The organism is Streptomyces sp. McG3, assembly GCF_018619185.1.
Taxonomy (GTDB): Bacteria; Actinomycetota; Actinomycetes; order Streptomycetales; family Streptomycetaceae; genus Streptomyces.
Genome location: NZ_JAAXYC010000079.1, coordinates 1 through 19,171, shown reverse-complemented (window position 1 = coordinate 19,171; position 19,171 = coordinate 1). Strand labels below are relative to the sequence as shown.

Annotated in this window: 17 protein-coding genes; 10 read left to right on the top strand and 7 right to left on the bottom strand. The window is 69.8% G+C overall.

Annotation, left to right across the window (positions count from 1 at the left end; translation table 11 throughout):
- Positions 1-319 precede the first annotated feature (319 nt).
- A complete protein-coding gene (locus tag HET64_RS15610; RefSeq protein WP_215105951.1) occupies positions 320-982 on the bottom strand; it encodes a GntR family transcriptional regulator in 663 nt (220 codons plus the stop codon).
- A 125-nt stretch (positions 983-1,107) separates the two neighbouring features.
- On the opposite strand from HET64_RS15610, the gene lhgO reads away from it, so the two are divergent.
- Together lhgO and HET64_RS15600 are read left to right on the top strand one after the other, a co-directional pair.
- The gene (gene lhgO, locus HET64_RS15605) at positions 1,108-2,355 is read left to right on the top strand and encodes an L-2-hydroxyglutarate oxidase (protein ID WP_215105949.1); all 1,248 of its coding nucleotides are present in this window, start codon (positions 1,108-1,110) and stop codon (positions 2,353-2,355) included.
- A gap of 104 nt (positions 2,356-2,459) precedes the next feature.
- A complete protein-coding gene (locus HET64_RS15600; protein WP_251145367.1) occupies positions 2,460-3,866 on the top strand; it encodes an MFS transporter in 1,407 nt (468 codons plus the stop codon).
- A 62-nt stretch (positions 3,867-3,928) separates the two neighbouring features.
- Here HET64_RS15600 and HET64_RS15595 read toward each other — a convergent pair whose 3' ends face one another.
- Together HET64_RS15595 and HET64_RS15590 are read right to left on the bottom strand one after the other, a co-directional pair.
- Positions 3,929-4,123 (bottom strand): hypothetical protein, encoded by a 195-nt coding sequence (locus HET64_RS15595; RefSeq protein ID WP_251145366.1) that lies wholly within the window; start codon positions 4,121-4,123, stop codon positions 3,929-3,931.
- A 124-nt stretch (positions 4,124-4,247) separates the two neighbouring features.
- Positions 4,248-4,418: a hypothetical protein gene (locus HET64_RS15590; protein WP_215105948.1), complete on the bottom strand. Its 171-nt coding sequence runs from the start codon at positions 4,416-4,418 to the stop codon at positions 4,248-4,250.
- A gap of 594 nt (positions 4,419-5,012) precedes the next feature.
- Between HET64_RS15590 and HET64_RS15585 the strand changes: the two genes are divergently transcribed.
- The 6 genes from HET64_RS15585 to HET64_RS15560 all read left to right on the top strand — a co-directional run bounded on the left by HET64_RS15585 (position 5,013) and on the right by HET64_RS15560 (position 12,887).
- Positions 5,013-5,765 (top strand): response regulator transcription factor, encoded by a 753-nt coding sequence (locus HET64_RS15585; protein ID WP_215105975.1) that lies wholly within the window; start codon positions 5,013-5,015, stop codon positions 5,763-5,765.
- Between the two features lie 81 nt (positions 5,766-5,846).
- Positions 5,847-6,998, top strand: a complete 1,152-nt coding sequence (wecB, locus tag HET64_RS15580; RefSeq protein WP_215105940.1) for a non-hydrolyzing UDP-N-acetylglucosamine 2-epimerase — start codon at positions 5,847-5,849, stop codon at positions 6,996-6,998.
- 136 nt (positions 6,999-7,134) lie between these two features.
- Complete coding sequence (locus tag HET64_RS15575; RefSeq protein ID WP_215105938.1) at positions 7,135-8,475, top strand: glycosyltransferase; 1,341 nt, start codon at positions 7,135-7,137, stop codon at positions 8,473-8,475.
- Positions 8,476-8,527: 52 nt separating this feature from the next.
- Positions 8,528-9,733, top strand: coding sequence for a PP2C family protein-serine/threonine phosphatase (locus HET64_RS15570; protein ID WP_215105936.1), 1,206 nt, complete (start codon positions 8,528-8,530; stop codon positions 9,731-9,733).
- Between the two features lie 271 nt (positions 9,734-10,004).
- Positions 10,005-11,549, top strand: a complete 1,545-nt coding sequence (locus HET64_RS15565) for an AMP-binding protein (protein WP_215105934.1) — start codon at positions 10,005-10,007, stop codon at positions 11,547-11,549.
- A 468-nt stretch (positions 11,550-12,017) separates the two neighbouring features.
- Positions 12,018-12,887, top strand: a complete 870-nt coding sequence (locus tag HET64_RS15560) for an IS5 family transposase (RefSeq protein WP_215105932.1) — start codon at positions 12,018-12,020, stop codon at positions 12,885-12,887.
- A 164-nt stretch (positions 12,888-13,051) separates the two neighbouring features.
- Here HET64_RS15560 and HET64_RS15555 read toward each other — a convergent pair whose 3' ends face one another.
- Positions 13,052-14,575 carry an aldehyde dehydrogenase family protein gene (locus tag HET64_RS15555; protein WP_215105930.1) on the bottom strand — a complete coding sequence of 508 codons (1,524 nt, stop codon included), beginning with the start codon at positions 14,573-14,575 and terminating at the stop codon, positions 13,052-13,054.
- Between the two features lie 258 nt (positions 14,576-14,833).
- On the opposite strand from HET64_RS15555, the gene HET64_RS15550 reads away from it, so the two are divergent.
- Positions 14,834-15,711 (top strand): IS5 family transposase gene (locus tag HET64_RS15550; RefSeq protein ID WP_215105928.1). Its coding sequence is split into 2 segments (ribosomal slippage): positions 14,834-15,433 and positions 15,436-15,711, totalling 876 coding nucleotides; the frame shifts between segments, so codons are not numbered across the junction.
- Positions 15,712-15,741: 30 nt separating this feature from the next.
- Here the strand turns inward: HET64_RS15550 and HET64_RS15545 are convergent.
- Positions 15,742-16,182: a nuclear transport factor 2 family protein gene (locus HET64_RS15545; RefSeq protein ID WP_215105926.1), complete on the bottom strand. Its 441-nt coding sequence runs from the start codon at positions 16,180-16,182 to the stop codon at positions 15,742-15,744.
- A gap of 167 nt (positions 16,183-16,349) precedes the next feature.
- On the opposite strand from HET64_RS15545, the gene HET64_RS15540 reads away from it, so the two are divergent.
- On the top strand, positions 16,350-17,120 hold the full coding sequence (locus HET64_RS15540; protein ID WP_215105924.1) for a transposase: 771 nt from the start codon (positions 16,350-16,352) through the stop codon (positions 17,118-17,120).
- Positions 17,121-17,176: 56 nt separating this feature from the next.
- Here the strand turns inward: HET64_RS15540 and HET64_RS15535 are convergent, their stop codons facing one another.
- Together HET64_RS15535 and HET64_RS15530 are read right to left on the bottom strand one after the other, a co-directional pair.
- On the bottom strand, positions 17,177-18,436 hold the full coding sequence (locus HET64_RS15535) for a GAF domain-containing protein (protein ID WP_215105923.1): 1,260 nt from the start codon (positions 18,434-18,436) through the stop codon (positions 17,177-17,179).
- A gap of 107 nt (positions 18,437-18,543) precedes the next feature.
- Positions 18,544-19,131 carry an N-acetylmuramoyl-L-alanine amidase gene (locus HET64_RS15530; RefSeq protein ID WP_215105921.1) on the bottom strand — a complete coding sequence of 196 codons (588 nt, stop codon included), beginning with the start codon at positions 19,129-19,131 and terminating at the stop codon, positions 18,544-18,546.
- Positions 19,132-19,171: the final 40 nt, after the last annotated feature.

Here is a 19,171-nt window from a genome sequence, read left to right as displayed (position 1 = left end):
GCCCTATCGCCCCGACCGCGGTCATCACCGTGCGCTGGAAGCTGCCCCGGAGCGAGCCCCTCACACTGCGGCTGCGCAACCGGCGTGCTCACCCATGTGACCGGCACCGGACCGGAGGCCGCCGAACCCGACGTCACGGTGGGTCTCGACGAAGTTTCCCTGCGGCGGGACTGATCGGTGTCGTACCGCCGGACGAACTGCCAGAACATCGGGTCCCTGGGTGGGCTCCTCGGGCATCTTGGCGCGCCTGAACCCGAGTTCGCCGTCACCCCGTAGCGAGCGGCCCGGCGAACCGGCGCGCGGAACCCGAGGGCAGGGGTCACTGCCCTTGCTGGGCGGCCATGACGTGATCGCGGGCGCCTTCGACATGCGCGACGATCACGCGGCGCAGCGCTGCGGAGTCACGGTCGCGCAGGGCGTCGACCATACGCTGGTGCTCGTCGTCGATGCGCTCGAGGTCGTGGCCCGAGCGCACCCAGCGTCGGCTGTACGGCTCGACGAGGTGCAGCAGTTGGTCGACGAAGCGCAGCGTGAGCCGTCGTTCGGACAGGGCGTAGACGCGCCGGTGGAACTCGTAGTTGAGGGAGGCCCGGCCGGCGGCGTCGGCACCGCGGCGGCACATCTCGTCGGCGATCTCCTGGAGTTCGTCGATGTCGCGGTCGCGGCAGCCGCGCACGATCTCCTCGGCCAGCGGCGGTTCCATCTGGAGGCGTAGTTCGAAGAGTTCGGCGATCTCGCCGTGGCTGAGCTGCGCCACGAGCATGCCGCGCTGCGGCTGAACCTCGATCAGTCCTTCGGCCGCCAGCGTGTGCAGGGCCTCGCGCAGCGGGATGCGGCTCACCTTCAGCTCGGTCGCGAGCTTTTCCTGTACCAGGCGGGTGCCGGGGAGCAGTCCGCCGTCGCGGATCGACGTACGTAGCCGTTCGGCGATGACGGCGGCGCCGTTCCTCGTGCTGCTGGGGGTCCGGGCTGGTCGGGTCACCGCCCCACTCTATCTCTTGTGCACCACCGCAGCGGCTGTATACATTCACCCCACTCGCAGCGAATGTATACAGCCGCTGCGATGTCGTGTTCGCGTTGCCAGGAAGCCACCAGAAAGGCCGCCGGATGTCACGTGCCCTAGATGTCGCCGTCATCGGAGGAGGACTGCTCGGACTCGCCACGGCTCGGGCGCTACTGCGTGCCCGGCCCGGTCTGTCCGTCACGGTCCTGGAGAAGGAGGAACGCTGGGGCGCCCACCAGTCCGGGCACAACAGCAACGTCATCCACAGCGGCCTGTACTACGCGCCCGGCTCACTCAAGGCCCGGCTGGCCCGGGCCGGCGGCGAGGAGATGATCAGGTACTGCGAGCAGCGCGAAGTGCCCGTCAAGCGCACCGGGAAACTCGTGGTGGCCACGTCCACGGCCCAGCTCCCCGCCCTGGAGGCACTCGCGGAGCGCGGCAGGGCGAACGGCGTCACGGTACAGCGGTTGAGCCGCACCGAGTTTGCCGAGCGGGAACCGCATGTCGCCGGGGTGGCCGCGCTATCGGTCGCCGACACCGCCATGACCGACTTCGGCCAGGTGTGCCGCGCACTGGCGGCCGAGCTGACCGAACTGGGCGCCGACCTGCGCACCCGGTCGCCCGCCCTTTCGTTCGCCGAGGCCGAGGGTCGGACCGTGATCCGCACGCCCGGCGAGGAACTCCGGGCCCGGATCCTGGTCAACTGCGCGGGTCTGCACAGCGACAAGGTCGCGGCCGCGGTCGGTGACCGCCCGCCGGTACGGATCATGCCCTTCCGTGGCGAGTACGCCGAGATCAGGCCCGGCCGCCGCGGACTGGTCAACAACCCGGTGTACCCCGTGCCCGACCCCGAACTGCCCTTCCTCGGCGTGCACATCACACCCATGCTCGACGGCTCGGTCCATGTAGGGCCCAACGCCGTGCCCGCGCTGGCCCGTCAGGGCTACCGCTGGCGCGACGTGGACCCGCGCATGGTGGGCGAGCTGCTGCGGGACCCCGCCCTGCGCGGTCTCGCGCGACGCTTCTGGCGACACGGGGCCACCGAGATCAGCCGGTCCCTGATCTGGCCGCTGTTCGTCCGCGACGTCCGCCGCCTGATCCCGGAGATCGAGAGCAGGGACATGCGGCGGCACGGAAGCGGAGTCCGCGCGCAAGCGGTCACGTCGGACGGGCGACTGGTCGACGACTTCGTCATCAGCCGCACCCCGCGCGCCGTCCACGTGCTCAACGCGCCGTCGCCCGCGGCCACATCGAGTCTCCCCATCGGCAGCCGGATCGCTGCCGACGTCTTCGAGCAGCTCGGCCACGAGGAGTCGGCCAGGGCCGCACGTGAAGAGTCCGCCTCGGCCTGATCGTTCCCGGCCTCGCGCCTTCCCGCCTTCCCCCACCTCTCCCTTCCCCCACTTCCCTTCTTCTCTCCTTTCCCCTCTCCTTCAACGGTGATCGAGGACAGCCCATGGCGAACGCCCCGCACACAGACGCGCAGGACCCCGGACCATCCGCCGCCACCGCCCGCCGCCGCGTGGCCACCGCCACCATCGTGGGCTCCGCGCTGGAGTGGTACGACTTCTATCTCTACGCCTCCATGGCCGCCCTGGTCTTCGGCAAGATCTTCTTCCCGCAGACCGACGGCGCAACCGGCACGATGGCGGCCTTCGCGACCTTCGCGGCCGGCTTCCTGGCCCGCCCTCTGGGCGGCATCCTGTTCGGACACCTCGCGGACCGCATCGGTCGACGCAACGTACTGATCATCACCTTCGTCCTGATGGGCGTCTCCACCGGGCTGATCGGGCTGCTGCCCACGTACGGGACGGCCGGACTCGCGGCCCCCGTCGCCCTGGTGGTCCTGCGCATCTTCCAGGGCCTCGGTGCCGGAGCCGAGTACAGCAGCGCGGCGGTCGTCGCCTACGAGCATGCCGACGAGAACCGGCGCGGCCGCCAGGGTGCCTGGCCGGCCCTGGGGCTCAACCTTGGACTGCTGATGTCGTCGCTGACTGTCACGGTGCTGACGATGCTGGACGACGAGGCGCTTCTGTCCTGGGGCTGGCGCGTCCCGTTCGTCGCGAGCTTCGCCCTCGCCGGCGTGGGCCTGTGGGTCCGGCGCCGCGTGCCGGAGTCGCGCGACTTCCACGACAGCCAGAAGAAGCAGGAGCGGGAGGCAGCCCCGCAGATGCCGTTCGTCACGCTGCTGCGCAAGGAGCGGCGCGGTCTTCTCGTGGTCCTGGCCGTCTCGTTGGGATATAACGCCCTCAGCTACATCTTCAAGACCTTCTCGCTGGCCTATCTCTCGGACTTCCAGGACGTCTCGGCGAGCGTCGGCGCGTTCGGGATCACCCTGGCCAGTGCCGCCGCCCTCGTCACCGTGCCGATCTTCGGCTGGGCCAGCGACCGCTTCGGCAGCCGCCGGGTGCTGGCGGTCGGCGGCATCGCCTCGGCGCTCTTCGCCTTCCCGTTCTTCGTCCTGCTCGACACGGGGAACTCGATCCTGATCTGGCTGTCCCTGGTCATCGCGACGGGCTTGCTGGCGCCGGCCATGTTCGCCCCGCAGGGCTCTCTGCTCTCCCGCCAGTTCCCGCCGGACGTCCGGGTCAGTGGAGTCGGTACGGGCCGGGAGATCGGCGCCGCGCTCTCGGGCGGACTGGCCCCGCTGGCTGCCCTGGCCATCGTCGGTGCCAGCGCGACCAACGCCACCTGGGGCGTCTCCCTCGTCCTCGTCGCCGCGGGCGTCGTGGTCGTCATCGGCGCGGCCTTCGACCGGGGCGCCCGACCGGCCTTGCCTCCCGTACGGGGCGACTCCGGTGCCGACGTGACCCTGGGCCCGGCACCGGACCGTGACGACGTCCGCGCGAGCCAGGCCCGCTGAGAGCGGGGCCAAGACGCGAGTCACCCGGGAGCGCGAGCGGCTGAACGGGGCGGGGAACCCGTTCAGACCTCCAGGATGCGGGCCTTCTCGGTGGCGAGCTCCTCCTCGGTGGGCAGCGCTTGGGTCTCTAGCTCGGCGAGCTGGGCCAGCTGGGAAACCCGGTCCGTGCCCGCAGGAGCCGGTGTCGGCGCCGGGGGAGGGGGCGCGGTTGCCAGCCCCCCGTGGGGGCTGGGCGGCCGCCTGGCGCCGCGTGTCACGACGCTCCACCCGGTTGGAGACCGCGATCGCGGTGCCCGGGACGACCGCGGTGCGGGCGATGGTGCCCAGCAGCCCGGGCCGTCCGAATCGTTGAGGCATGACTGGCCGTCTCCTTCGTCTTTGTCAGCTGCCGTCGAGTGATGCGATCGCTTCGACGACTTCGTCCCGCAGAACACGTTCCAGCATCACCAGCTCGCCCTCGGATTCGCGCACCGCTGCCGCCGGCCGCGCGGCCCAGGCGTTCTCCCAGGTCACGACGAGCGCGGAGGGCCCGTCATCCAGGGCGTCGGACACCGTCCGCAGCCCTCGAAGGCAATGACTGCAACGTCCACCGGGCCGAGCTCTTGGCAGGACCGCCGAGGCGCAAGCGCCAGCACGCACACAGGCTGTCAGCCCGAGGGCGTTGCCCGTAGCGGACGGCGAACTGCTCCTCCAAAGGTCACCTCGCTCCGGCTTCGCTCACCTTCTGCGCCCCTCCAGCCGGGGCCAAGGATGTGCCTCATTGCTGCTTTCCTCCGAGCCGTGTGCCGACCGGCCTCCACCACGTGAGGCGGGCCCGCAGCCTGTGCATCCGCCTGCTCCCGTAGTCTCCGCGCAGGTGAACCTCAGCAACCCTTCATCTGCGGCCCGGCACAGCAACGGCAGGGCCTCCCAGATCGGTTTTCTCCACGTCCACGGGCAGCTTCGCACCGAGGCGCGGGGGACCTTGCGCCTTCACCCGATCGGCTGTGCCCATCTACCTGTCCCACGGGACCTCCCCGATCCTTGGAGCATGGAACGGAAGGCACCGGAACTCCTCCGTCGTTCCGGGGCGGAAGACCGGCCGCCGGTCGCGTGGCCCGACTTCTCCAGGACCGGTCCATGCCTTCGCCGGGATGGCGGTGCGCGATGCCCATGCTGCTGATCGTGGAGGACGACACCGCGTCGGTGCTGGCGCTGCGGGCGCTGCTCGTGCGGGGCGGGTACACGGTGCAGTCGGCGGCCGACGGCCGTGAGGGGCTGCGGCTGCTGTTCGCGGAGCGGCCCGACCTGCTGCTCCTGGACCTGCGGGTGCCCGGACTGGACGGCTGGCGGGTCATGGCCCGCGCCCGGGACATGAGCGACCTGCCGATCCTGGTGCTTTCCGGGCTCGACGACGTCGGGCACCGGGTGAAGGCGTTGCGTGCGGGCGCCGACGACTACCTGGTCAAGCCGTACGACGGCGAGGAGTTGCTGGCAAGGGTCGAGGCTCTGCTGCGCCGGGCCGGGCACCGGCAGTGGACCGGTGAGCGCGTGGGGGAGCACTTGCGGCTCGACCCGGAGCGGCGGGCCGTGGTGTGGTACGGCGGTGAGGTGCGGCTCAGTGATATCGAGTACCGGCTGCTGCAACTCCTCGTCCGCAACCGGGGCCGGGTCGTCACGACGAAGCAGTTGCTGACGCGTGTGTGGGGCGACGACTCGGCGCTGGGCGCCGACCGGGTCAAGTTCGGGGTGCTGCGGCTGCGCCGGAAGCTGCGCGATGCGAGCGGTCCGGAGGGGCGAGACCCCGTCGAGGCGGTGCGGGGCTTGGGGTACCGGTTCGTGAGCGACGAGGCGGACGAGCAGCCGGAGGCCGACAGTCCCCTCCCGCCAGGGGCGGAGGACCCGGGCCCAAAGTCCTGAAGTGGTTCGAATCGGACAAAGCAACCGTCGGGCAACCGATGGGCAACGGTTGCGACAACCGCGAACCGTAAAGCTCGGGTCATGACTTTCCCAGCAGATCGCAGTGTCGCCGTCGTCCTCGGTACCCGCCCCGAACTGGTCAAGCTCGCCGAACTCATCCGGCTGCTCGGCCCCGCCGCCCGGGTGGTCCACACCGGCCAGCACTACGACGACGACCTTTCCGGCGACCTCCTGGAGGAGCTGCGTCTGCCAGGGCCCGAGTATCTGACCGGCGTGGGCGGGCAGCCCAGGGCCGTGCAGGTCGCGACCGCGCTCGCCGCGCTCGACGAGCGGTTCGCGGCCGATCCGCCGTGTGTCGTCGTCGTCCAGGGTGACACCAACGCGGCCCTTTCCGGCGCCCTCGTCGCGAACGCCCGGGAGATTCCGCTGATCCATGTCGAGGCCGGGCTGCGCAGCCACGACCGGGCGATGCCCGAGGAGCACAACCGGGTGCTCATCGACCGGCTGGCGGACGTGCTGTGCGCGGCCACCCCGCAGAACCGTGCCCTGCTGCTCGCCGAAGGACTGGAGGAGGAGCGCATCGCCGTGACCGGCAACACGGTCGTGGAGGCGGTCCGCACCCACCTGCCGGCGCGGCAGGAACGGACGGACCTTCTCGACGGTCTCGGCCTGACGCCGGACGGCTACGTCCTGGCGACGATCCACCGGCCGGAGAACACCGACGACCCGGCCGTGCTCGCGCGCGTTCTGCGCGAGCTGGCCCGGATCACCCGCACCCACCCGGTCGTGCTGCCCCTGCACCCGCGCACCCGGGCCCGGATCGGGGCCGCCGGACTGCGGCCGCTCCTCGACGAGCTGACGGTGATCGCCCCGACCGGTTACAGCACGTTCCTCGCGCTGGCCCGGCACGCCGCCGTCATCGTCTCCGACTCCGGCGGGATCCAGGAGGAGACGACCGTCCTCGGCCGCCCTCTGGTGGTGGTCCGACGGTCCACCGAACGCCCCGAGGCACTGATCGACTTCGCCGACCTCGTCGCACCCGGACCCGGCACCGGGGCGGCGGTGCGCCGCCGCCTCGCCGAGGGCCCCGAAGGGCTGCGCGGGCTGGCGGCACTGCCCAGCCCGTTCGGTGACGGCACCGCCTCGCGCCGTATCGCGGACCTGGTCGCCGGAATGATGCCGGACAGCACCCCGCGTACGGCCGCACCCGCCCCCGAGATGGCCGACGCCTGACCAGCGGCGGGCCGCCGACGGCCCTGCCCCGTGCCCGCCCCGCTCAGGAGCAGCCGACGGTCCCGCTTCCACACGCTTGCTTGTGTGACGCCGAGCGGAAGCCGGCCGCCCGCTACCGATCCCGTGGAAGGTTCACATGATCCCGGAGTTCTTTCTCTACCTGTTCCCTTTCCTGCTCCTCGGCGGCTTCCTGCTCTACTGGGCCGGCTCCAGGCACGCCTACGCCCGTAGCGGCCCCACGGAGCCGGGCGATCCCGCCGCCCACGACTGGCACTTCCTCGTTCCGTGCCGGGACGAGGAAGCCGTGATCGCGACCACGGTCACCCGCCTGCGAACCGATTTCCCGGCCTCTCACGTCTGGGTCATCGACGACGCCAGCGACGACCGCACCGGTGAGATCGTGACGGCCCTCGCCGCCGAGGACAGCTATGTCCGGCTCGTCTCCCGCCGCCGCCCCGACGCCCGCACCGGGAAGGGGGCCGCGCTCAACGCCGCGTACGAGGCGATGAACACCCATCTGGGTGAGGTGAACCGCTCCCGTGTCGTCGTCTGCGTGGTCGACGCCGACGGCCGGCTGTCACCCGACGCGGCGGCGTACGTCAGCGGCCCGGACGGTTTCGGGGACCCGGAGACGGGGGGCGTGCAGATCGGCGTACGTATGCGGAACGTGGACGACGCACGCCCGCTGCCCGACCGCGGCCGGCTCGCCAACGCTTACGCGCGCCTGCTGGTCCGGATGCAGGACGCGGAGTTCGCCGTCTCCAACACCGGAATGCAGTTGCTGCGCCGCCGGACCGGATCGGTCGGCCTGGGCGGTAACGGCCAGTTCACCCGCCTTACCGCTCTCGACCGGATCGCCGCCGCTGAACGCCGGCCCTGGAAGCAGGACGCCCTCCTGGAGGACTACGAGCTCGGTATGCAGATACGCCTGGCGGGCTACCGCGTCACCCATGTCGCCGACACCTGGGTGTCGCAGGAGGCCCTGCCGTACACCCGGCGGTTCCTGACCCAGCGCACCCGGTGGGCCCAGGGCAACATCCAGTGCGTGCGGTACACGGGCCGGATCATCGGCTCGCGCCACTACCGCGCCCGCGGTGTCCTCGAATCGCTCTACACGTTCTTCCAGCCGATCGCCCACCTCACGGTCCTGGTGCTGACCGCGTTCCTGTTGCTCGTTCTCGCCACCGGCGTCGGGGGCGCCGTGCTGTTCGCCGCCTGGCCGCTCGCGCTGGCGCTGGGGATCCTGTCGGTCGTGCCCTTCCTGCTGTGGGGCCCGGTCTACCGGCGGGAGTTCGCCCCCGACCGCTCCCATGCCACCGGACTGGTGTGGGGCATCACCCTGTGGCTGTACGCCTACCACCTGTTCATCGTCTCGGCCCGCGGCTCCGTACGCCTCCTGCGCGGCAGAACCGGCTGGGCGAAGACCCGGCGCAACGCCGAGAGGGTCGGAACCGGCCCCACCGCCACCGAAGCCTGACCCCCTACCGGATTCATGCCCGGCCCTCGGCGTCCCGCACGGAGAAGGAGCCATGAAACAGCCCCGTATGCCCACCACGCGGCACGCCGCGGGCGCCTGCGCAGGCGCCCTGCTCGCACTCGCCGTCGCCCTGACCGACGTGCTCCTCGGACCGCAGGTGCCCCTCCTCGCCGTCTTCGTGGTGGCACCGGCCGTCGCCGCCTCCCGCAACACGGCAGGCGGAGTCATCGGCACCGGCCTTCTCGCCGGTGTCCTTGCGACCGCCCTCGCACATCACTACCACCTGCTCGGCTCATCCGGGGGAATCGTGCCGCTGCTGGCCCTGGGCCTCGTCACTGCCCTCTCCGCCATCGCAGCCCGCACCAGAACCCGCCACGAACGCCAACTCACACAGATCCGTGACATCGCCGGAACCGCACAGGACGCCATCATCGGTTCGGTGCCCACCTCACCCGGGCCCGCGCGCATCGCGGCGTCCTACGAATCCGCCGCGAACACCGCACAGATCGGCGGCGACTTCTACGACGTGACCCCGGTCCGCGGCGGCATACGCGTAGTGATCGGGGACGTCCAGGGCAAGGGGCTGGGCGCCGTCCGCACAGCAGCCAGCATCCTGGCCGCCTTCCGCGAAAGTGCCCCCGTCGCCGCCCGCCTGGAGACGGTGGGACTCAAGATGTCCTGCGCCCTGACCCGACACAATGTCGGCGACCGGTTCGTCACCGCCGTTCTCGCGGAACTCTCCGACGACGGCACACTGTCTCTTCTGAACTACGGCCACCCCGCGCCGCTGGTCCTCCCCGCCCCGGGCGGCATCACCTGGGCGGAGCCCGACCGGCCCGGAATGCCTCTCGGGCTGGACGTACTGGGCCACTGCAGGCCAGGCCGTCATGACCGCACACTCATCACCGGAGACCGAGTCCTGTTCCACACCGATGGCCTCGACGAGGCCCGCGACCCAGCCGGACACTTCTACCCCCTCAGCACGCGCGCCGGACTCATGAGGGACGACACCCTGGCAACCGGACTGGAACTCCTTCGCAAAGACGTGCAGCGGCACACCACCGCCACGTCCCCGATGGACGACTCCGCACTCCTGCTGCTCGAATACGCAGGTCATCCCCGCCCACTCACCCAGCGACAGCAGCACCCGGCCTACAGTGCCTCCGGCCCGGGATGCGAGAAGTGCGCCGTCACCAGCTGCCCCATACCTACAGAACTCCGCCCCCACGGCCCGCATGTATGGCCACCCGGACAGTGACCTTGCAACGCGGTCCGGGCACAGCATGTCCCGTCTCATTCGACTTCGTTCCAGCACTGGTGCAGGTACATGATCAAGCCAAAAGGGCTCTTCGTGCCCGCACCTCGTGCAGCCCGGTCTTGATCGACAACGCAACCCCGGCTGTACTTGGAAGTGCATCCGCATCGGTTGACACCGCCCCGCCCTGCCAAGGGCGCAAGAGGACCCCGAGGCATCCACCCGGATCACCACACTCGGAGCGCAAGCCCGCACGTGCAGGAGAGAAGGTCCCATGTCCACCGCCACGTTCCGCAACTACGTCGAGGACATCCTCGATGGCCTCTGCGCCACCCCCGGCCGGGAGGTCGTCGTTGCCGGCGACCATGGTGACCGTCGTGTTGGAGCTGAGGAGTTCCGGTCCCTCGTCTACCGGCTGGCGCGTGCCCTGGAAGATCGCGGGGTGGGGCCGGGCCGGGCGGTGACGCTGCTGTGCGGGAATCTGCCCGAGACCATCGCGGTACGGTACGCGGTGAACCTGCTGGGCGCGCACTACAACCACCTCTACAACAGGCTCGGCGCGGACGTGCAGGCAAAAATAGTCGCCGATGTGGAGACGTACGCACTCATCGTCGACCCCCAGCTGGCTGCCCGGGCCACACAGATCACCGAACTCGTCCCGGTGGAACAGGTCCTGGTGCTCGGGCCGGTTCCTCCAGACGGGCCGGCCCGCGGCGAGGACCTGCTCGCGCTCGCCGCGCCGCAGCCGCAAGCGCCGGTGAAAAGCCGGGCCCGTCCCGAGGACCTGTGCATGATCCGGCACTCCGGCGGAACCACCGGCCACCCCAAGGGGGTGCGTGGCACGTTCACCCGGATGCAGAACACAGGCTTGCTCCAGGAGTTGTTCGGCGCGGCCCGCCGCGACCTGGTGTGCACCCCCCTCTCCCACGCGGGCGGTTTCCTCGCTGATGCCACCCTCGCGAGCGGTGGCACCGTCGTCCTGCACGACGGCTTCGACGCGGGCGAGGTCCTCGCGACGATCGCACGCGAGGAGATCACCCACGTACTCCTGCTGCCCCCGCACCTCTACCAGGTCCTCGACCACCCGGACATCGAGACCACCGACACCTCCAGCCTGCAGCGGATCACCTACGGCAGCTGCCAGTCCTCCCCGGTCCGCATCGCCGAGGCCGTCCGCCGCTTCGGTCGCGTCCTGCAGCAGAGTTACGGGCAGTTCGAGGCCGGCGCCGTCAGCGTGCTGCCCGCAGGGGAACACGACCCCGACCGCCTCGATGTCCTGCGCACGGCGGGCCGTGTGATTCCCGGCGTCGACGTCGAGATCCGGACCGCGAACGGCACGGCGCTCCCGTACGGCGAAGTCGGCGAGATCTGCGTCCGAGGACCCCAGGTGATGGACGACTACTTCAAGGACCCCGAGCTGACCGCCGAGGTTCTCGAAACGGACGGGTGGCTGCACACCGGCGACCTCGGCTGTCTCGACGCCAAGGGGTACCTCACGGTCGTCGACCGCATCAAGGACATGATCGCCGTGGTCGGCGGCCACGTGTACACCACAGAACTGGAGGACTTCCTCCACACCCACCCCGACGTCCGCCACAGCGCCGTCTACGGCGTCCGTGACCAGGGCCGCATCGAGCGCATCCACGCCACCGTTGTCCTCGTACCCGGCAGCACCACCACCGCGGCGGACCTGCGCGCGCTGGTCCGCGACGGGCGCGGAGAACTGTACATACCCGATCGCATTGAGTTCGTGGACGCGCTGCCGCTGACGGATGCGGGCAAACCTGACAAGAAGGAGCTCCGCCGCCGGGCCGTCTGAAAGCGCCGGACCCTAGCCGACCCTCGTGAGGGGCCCTCATGCCCTGCGATCATCGCGAAGAGTCACCACTCGACCGGCCCCGTGGTAGAGGAACAAGCCCACGGGGACCGGGGCATCTGTATGTGATCAGGCCCGGTTTGGGTAGGTGCAACCGGGGCCGGAACCGGGGGCCCTCCTCTTCTTCGTGGGGTCAGCAGGTGATGAGGATGCTGGTGGCCGCAGTGCACGCCCTTAGAGGTCCTTTTCACCTGGTCCGCCCGCCTATCGGCAGATTCTCGGAGTGTTGGGGCGCGGTTCAGGTGGGGTTGTTGTGGTGGGCGATTCCTGCGGGCCGGGTGGGGTTGCGGATGGGGCGGAAGGCTACGTGCTCCTGTCTCATCCCAGGATGTCCGGTCTTCGCGGTCGTGTGCTTCTGTCGTCATTGTTGTGCGCCTGGGCGCATTCGGTCCGGCGCGGTACGCCGGAAACATGCCGAAGCGACGTCCGTATCCGAGTGATCTGTCCGATGCCCGCTGGGAGTTGATCGAGCCGGTCCTGGCCGCGTGGCGCTTCGAGCGCCGTGGCAGGGCCCTGGCTTTCGGCCGGCCGCCCGAGCACGACCTGCGCGACATCATGGACGCGATCTTGTACGTGGACCGCACCGGGGTCCAGTGGCGCTACCTCCCGCACGACTTCCCGCACTGGAACACCGTCTACGGCTACTTCGCCAAATGGGCCGACGAGGGCGTGTTCGCCCAGCTCAACGGTCTGCTCCGGCAGCTTCTGCGAGAGAAGGAAGGCCGGGACGCCGAACCAACGGCCTGCGTGATCGACGCCCAGAGCGTCAAGACCTCCACCAGCGTCCCCGCCTCCGGCCAGGGCATCGACGCCGGCAAGAAGATCGTCGGCAGGAAGCGAAGCATCGTCACCGACACACTCGGCCTTCTCCTCACCGTGCCGGTGACCGCAGCCACCGTGCAGGACTCCGTTGCCGGCACCGCACTGCTCGACCAGGTCGCCGCCAACCACCCGGGCATCCGCAAGGCGTGGGTCGACGGCGGCTACCGCCAGCACCTCGTCGAGCACGCCGCCACCCTCGGCATCGACATGGAAATCGCAGCCCGCAAGCCTGGGAGCAGGGGATTCACCCCGATCCCGAAACGGTGGGCAGTCGAGCGCACCTACGGCTGGCTCATGCTCCACCGCCGCCTGGCCCGCGACTACGAAACCCTGCCCACCCGCTCCGAAGCCGTCATCCACATCGCCATGACCGACCTCATGGCCCGCCGCCTCACCAACGAGAACACCATCTCCTGGCGCGACCCGAGAACAAACACAGAACATGCCATCTCGGGATGAAACATCGGACGAAAACGACCTCTTAGTTGGCCCGTAGCTACCCCGGGACGGGCGCAGAATCGCGGTGAACGGGTTCTGAAGGTTGCTGGCTGGTCACGGATAGTTGCTGCGCCCTGTGGGTGCCCGAAAGGGCGAAACTCCTTCCAGGCAACCAACTTGAGGCTCTAGAAGAACCCAAGTTTCTGAGGGCTGTATGAAACTAGAACGTTCTTCGTCTGCTGGTAGTGCTCCAGCATCATCTTGTGGTTCTCCCTGCCGATACCCGACTGCTTGTAGCCGCCGAAGGCCGCGTGCGCCGGGTAGGCGTGGTAGCAGTTCGTCCAGACTCTGCCTGCCTTGATCCCGCGCCCCGCCCGGTAGGCCGTGTTGACGTCGCGGGTCCAGACTCCGGCCCCCAGCCCGTACAGGGTGTCGTTCGCCGTGCTGATGGCGTCGTCGAAGTCCGTGAAGGACGTCACGGCCACGACCGGGCCGAAGATCTCCTCCTGGAAGACCCGCATCCGGTTGTCGCCCTCAAGGACCGTCGGCTGGACGTAGTAGCCGCCCGCCAGCTCACCGTCGTGCTCGATGCGCAGGCCACCCGTCAGGATCTTCGCTCCCTCCTGCCGGCCGATGTCCAGGTACGAAAGGATCTTCTGCAGCTGGTCGTTGGAGGCCTGGGCGCCGATCATCGTGTCGGTGTCCAGCGGGTGACCCGGCACGATCTGTTCCGTGCGGGCGATGCCGGCCTCCAGGAACGCGCCGTAGTGGCCGCGCTGAATGAGAGCACGAGACGGGCACGTGCACACCTCGCCCTGGTTGAGGGCGAACATGGTGAAACCTTCGAGCGCTTTGTCGAGGAAGTCGTCGTCGGCGCGCGAGACGTCGTCGAAGAAGATGTTCGGCGACTTGCCGCCCAGCTCCAACGTCACCGGCTTGATGTTCTCGGAGGCGTACTGCATGATCAACCGCCCCGTCGTGGTCTCACCGGTGAAGGCGATCTTCGCGACGCGCGGGCTTGAGGCGAGTGGCTTCCCGGCTTCCACTCCGAAGCCGTTGACGATGTTGACGACGCCGGGCGGAAGCAGATCCGCCACCAGGCTCAGCCAGTAGTGGATCGAGGCAGGCGTCTGCTCGGCCGGCTTCAGGACCACCGCATTGCCCGCGGCCAGCGCCGGCGCGAGTTTCCAGGTGGCCATCAGGATGGGGAAGTTCCACGGGATGATCTGGGCGACCACACCCAGCGGCTCATGGAAGTGGTACGCGACGGTGTCGTCGTCGATCTCGCTGAGCGAACCCTCCTGGGCGCGCAGAGCCCCCGCGAAATAGCGGAAGTGGTCGATGGCCAGCGGAATGTCGGCCGCCAGCGTTTCCCGTACGGGCTTCCCGTTCTCCCAGCTCTCGGCGACCGCCAGCTCCTCCAGCTGAGCCTCCATCCGGTCGGCGATCCTGTTCAGCACCGAGGCCCTGTCCCCGGCGGATGTGGCTCCCCAGCCCGGGGCCGCCGCATGGGCGGCGTCCAGGGCCAGTTCGACGTCCTCGGACGTACCGCGTGCGATCTCGGTGAACGGGCGGCCGTTGACGGGGCTCGGGTTCTCGAAGTACCGGCCCCGGGCCGGCGGGACGTACGCGCCGCCGATCCAGTGGTCGTAGCGGGACGCGTAGGTGACGATCGCGCCCTCGGTGCCCGGCGCTGCGTAACGGGTCATCTCAGTGGCCTCCCGGGTCCGGCGCCGCCCGTCGTTGGACGGCCCTCGGCGCGAGGCTAGGGACGGGGACGTTGCAAGGGCGTTGCAACGGCGTCGCCGGGCGCCCTCCACGGTCTGTCGTCACCGTCCTGTCGGCCGGGCGTCGGCAGGACGACGCCGCAGATGTAGGTGCCGGAGCCCGTGAGCCCGGGCTGATCCAAACGGAAAGCCCCAGGCCGTGTATCGAAAGTGGATCTTGAGTTGTGATGATCACGGTTCATGGGGCGGGGAGATCTCACGGACGAGCAGTGGGCAACACTGGAGCCGTTGTTGCCGAGGGGCATCAAGGCGGGTCGGCCGCCGGTCTGGCCTCGGCGACAATTGATCGACGGCATACGGTTCCGGGTCCGGACCGGAGTTCCATGGCGGGACGTCCCTGTTGAGTACGGACCGTGGAGCCGGATCTACGACCTGTTCCGCCGATGGCAGCGGAACGGCACCTGGCAGTGGATCCTCACCCGGCTCCAGTCCCTGGCCGACGCGAAGGGGGCGATCGTGTGGGACCTGAGCGTCGACTCCACAGTCTGCCGCGCCCATCAGCATGCGGCCGGGGCCCGCAAGCAGGGCGACCTGCAGAAGGAACCACCGGGCGGCATTTTCGCCGAGCCCCATGATCACGGGCTGGGAAGATCACGTGGCGGCTTCACCACCAAGCTGCACCTGGCCGTCGAACAGGGCCAGAAACCCATGTCGATCGTGGTGACGGCCGAGCAGCGTGGGGACTCGCCGCAATTCGAGCCGGTGCTGGAGAAGGTCCGCGTGCCCCGCATCGGGCAGGGCCGACCACGCGTCCGACCCGATCGGGTGCGGGCCGACAAGGCGCGTACGCCTCTCGCAGAGACCGCGCCTACCTGCGGCGGCGCGGGATCCGCTGCACCATCCCTGACAAGGCCGACCAGGCACGGAACCGCCGGAGGCTTGGTTCTCGTGGAGGTCGGCCGCCCTATTTCGACCCGGCCGACTACCGTGAGCGTCACGCGGTCGAGTGCGGGATCAACCGCCTCAAGAGGCACCGGGCCGTCGCCACGCGCTTCGACAAGCTGGCGGTCCGCTACGAGGCGACCGTCCTCGTCGCGACCATCAACGAGTGGCTGTGAGCAGCGTCTTCGCGAATGCCCGATGGTCTTTCACTGATCCTTCGCTTCGAAAGCCTGGGCGACGGCCAGGCTGTCCTCGTAGACATGGTGCCGGGTGACAAGGCCGTCTGCGACGGTGAGATGCAGAGCGAACCGCGCCTTGTAGGCACGTCCGGTGGGCCGGGCGGTCTGACGGATCTCGCCCAGCACGACCGCGTCGCTTCCGTCGACAAGGATGCGCTCAACCTCAGTCGCCACATGCTCCGGCACGTGGTACTCGGCAAGCTCGCGATAGTGGGCGGCCGCGTCGGCCCGGGTGGACCGGTGGCGGATCCACGGTGTGGCAGTACGGCCGTGCTCGGCCTCCGGCCAGGCGAGCTTCCAATCACCCTGCTCGGCATACATCTCGGCGATGCGCTCGGGGTTACCCTCGCCGATCCTGCGCAACAGCTCCTCAACCACAGTGCCCGTGGCCGGTGTGGCTATGGACATGACTGACCTCTCCGTCCTGATCCACGTCCTCCGACGCGGATGGATCACCAACCCTGCCAGCATCGGCACGCCGAGACGATTACCTCGGAAGTAAGGCGAGCAGATCCACTTTCGATACACGGCCTAAAGGTTGTTGCAGAACGTCTGGGATAGGGCATTCCTCTTGTATGGGTGGGGTGTTGCGGGCTGAGTCGTTGTGGGTGGAGACGTTCACGGGCTTGCGAATGGGCCGGTTCGAGAAGTTGGTGAAGGCCGTACGGGAGCGGGGAGGAAACGGTCCCGGCGGTGGGCGCCCGTGGTGCCTGCCGCTGGCGGACCGGGTCCTCCTGGTGGCCGTCTATTACCGGACCAACCTCACGATGCGCCAGCTTGCCCCGCTCTTCGGGATCTCCCCAGCCACCGTTTGCCGGGTCATTCATCGCCTGCGGCCGCTCCTCGCGATCGAGCCGGCGCCGCGGCCCGTCGCGGATGTCGAACGGTTGTGGATCGTGGACGGAACCCTCGTCCCGGTCCGCGACCGCACGGTCGCCGCGTCCTCCCGTAACTATCGGTTCTCGGCGAACGTGCAGGTCATCATCGATGCGGACAGCCGCCTGGTGATCGCCTCAGCCCGCCCCGTCCCCGGGAACAAGGCCGACGCCCACGCCTGGCGAGAATCGGACCTGCCCGCCGTCGCGGCCGGGACAACGGTCATCGCAGACGGCGCCTACCTGGGGACCGGCTTGATCGTCCCGCACCGCAGAAGAGCCGGACGCCCACTCCTGCGCGGCCAGGAGGAGGACAACGCCGAACACCGACGCGTCCGCGCCCGCGTCGAGCACACCTTCGCCCGCATGAAGAACTGGAAAATCCTCCGCGACTGCCGCCAGAAAGGAGACGGACTCCACCACGCCGTCCAAGCCGTCGCCACCATGCACAACCTCGCCATGACCGGCTGAACCAGCAGGTCAAACGCCATCCCGGCCTGCCCACACCCACCCTTCTGCAACACGCTTTAGCCGCGCTGCTCGGCGTCCAGCCCCCGTACCCGGGCCAGCAGCGCCGCCCGCTGGTCCACCGGAACCGCCCCGGCCAGCGCGCGCCACACCGGCAGGTCCTCCTCGCCCCACGGGCTGTAGGCCCAGTCGGCCAGCAGCCCCGGATCTGCCCGGGCGATCAGCGCCGCCCGCAGCTGCTCCGAGATCCGCCGTCGCAGCCGTACGACCGCGGGGGCCCGGGAACCCGGCAACAGCGGGCCGGTGTACGCGCCCAGCGCCGCCGTCACCGCGCCCGAACCCAGCCGGCGCGTCACCGTGTCGAAATCGGCGTCCACCGGGACGGCCAGCCGGTACGGGCGCGAGTCCAGCAGATCGGGACCCAACAGCCGCCGGAGCCGTGAAAGTTCGGCCCGCAGGGTCACCGGGGGCACCGACTCGTCCTCGTACAGCTCCACCAGCAGCTCGTCCCCGCTCAGGCCCTCCGGCCGACGGGTCAGGGCGACCAGGATCTCGCTGTGCCGCCGGCTGAGCCGCAGCCGGCGCCCGCGCGCCACCAGCAACGCCTCGTCCCTGCCCAGCGCGGTCAGCCGCACCGACTCGGCATCGGAATCGGACGGCGGCGTCAGCAGCGCGAGCTGTGACTCCGCGGCCCGGGCCACGGCCTGGACGAACGCCAGACTGTGCGGGTGGGCGAGCCGGTCGCCGCCCGTGATGTCCACGGCTCCCAGCACCCGGCCCGTAAGGGGATCGTGCAACGGCGCCGCCGCGCAGGTCCACTGCTGTACGGGTCGCAGGAAGTGCTCGGCGGCGAAGACCTGGACCGGACGGTCGACGGCGATGGCTGTTCCCGGCGCGTTCGTCCCCGCCACGGACTCGGCCCAGCGGGCGCCCTCCACGAAGTTCATCAGGCCGGCCCGCCGCCGCGCCGCCGTATGCCCCTCGACCCACAGGAGGCGGCCGTGGGCGTCGCAGACGGCCAGCAGGTGTTCCCCGTCCGTCGCGTACGCACCCATCAGCTCGCGGATCACGGGCATCGCACGGGCCAGGGGGTGCGCCGCCCGGTAGGGGCCCAGCTCGTCGGGGCCGAGCTCCACCGCGGGTGCGTCGTCCGGACTGACCCGGGCCCGTGCCGACCGTCGCCAGGACGCGCCGACCACGGCACGGACCGGCCGCTCCAGGCGTCCCGCCGAGGTGAACACGTCATGGGCGCGGCGCAGTGCGCCGTTCCGTTCGCCGGGATCGGTGTCCGCCGCCAGGGCCACCCAGGGATCCGTCAACTCACCCTCCCGTCCAGGGCCGTCGTGCCCTCCCATCGTCGTCGCCGTCGGCCTCCGCGACAAGCTCGCTGCGGAGAGTCATCACCACGGGTGGAGGGGGAGGGCGCTCAGGCGGCGTCGACGACGAGCCGGAGATAGCGTTCCCAGTCCCAGTGGACGCCCGGGTCGGTGTGGTCGCTGCCGGGCACCTCGTGATGGCCGACGATGTGCTCCCGGTCCTTGGGGATGCCGTGGCGGTCGCAGATGTCCGCGGTGAGCCTGGCGGACCGCAGATACATGACGTCGGTGAAGAACTCCGGGCGGTCCACCCACCCTTCGTGCTCGATGCCGATGCTCCGGGTGTTCCAGCTCCAGTTGCCCGCGTGCCAGGCGATGTCCTTCTCGCGTACGCACTGGGCGACATGGCCGTCGCCGGAGCGCACCACGTAGTGGGCCGACACCTGCTCGGAGGGGTTGCGGAAGATGCCCGCCGTCGGAGTGAACAGCTGTTGGGCGACATGGATGACGACGCGGTCGATCCGGCGCTCCGAAGGGCGGGAGGGGACGGTGTAGTTGGCGGCGGAGGCCGGAGCCCAGAGCGCCGTCGCGTAGTCGGTGGGGCCCTTCGGTGCCGCTGCCACGGCCCTCGCGGAGGCCGGCAGGACGGCCGTCGCCATCGTCGCGGCGGCGCACTGAATGATCCTTCTGCGGTGCAACGGCACTCCTGAGGCCGGGGCCGGGGGCCGAGGCATGGGC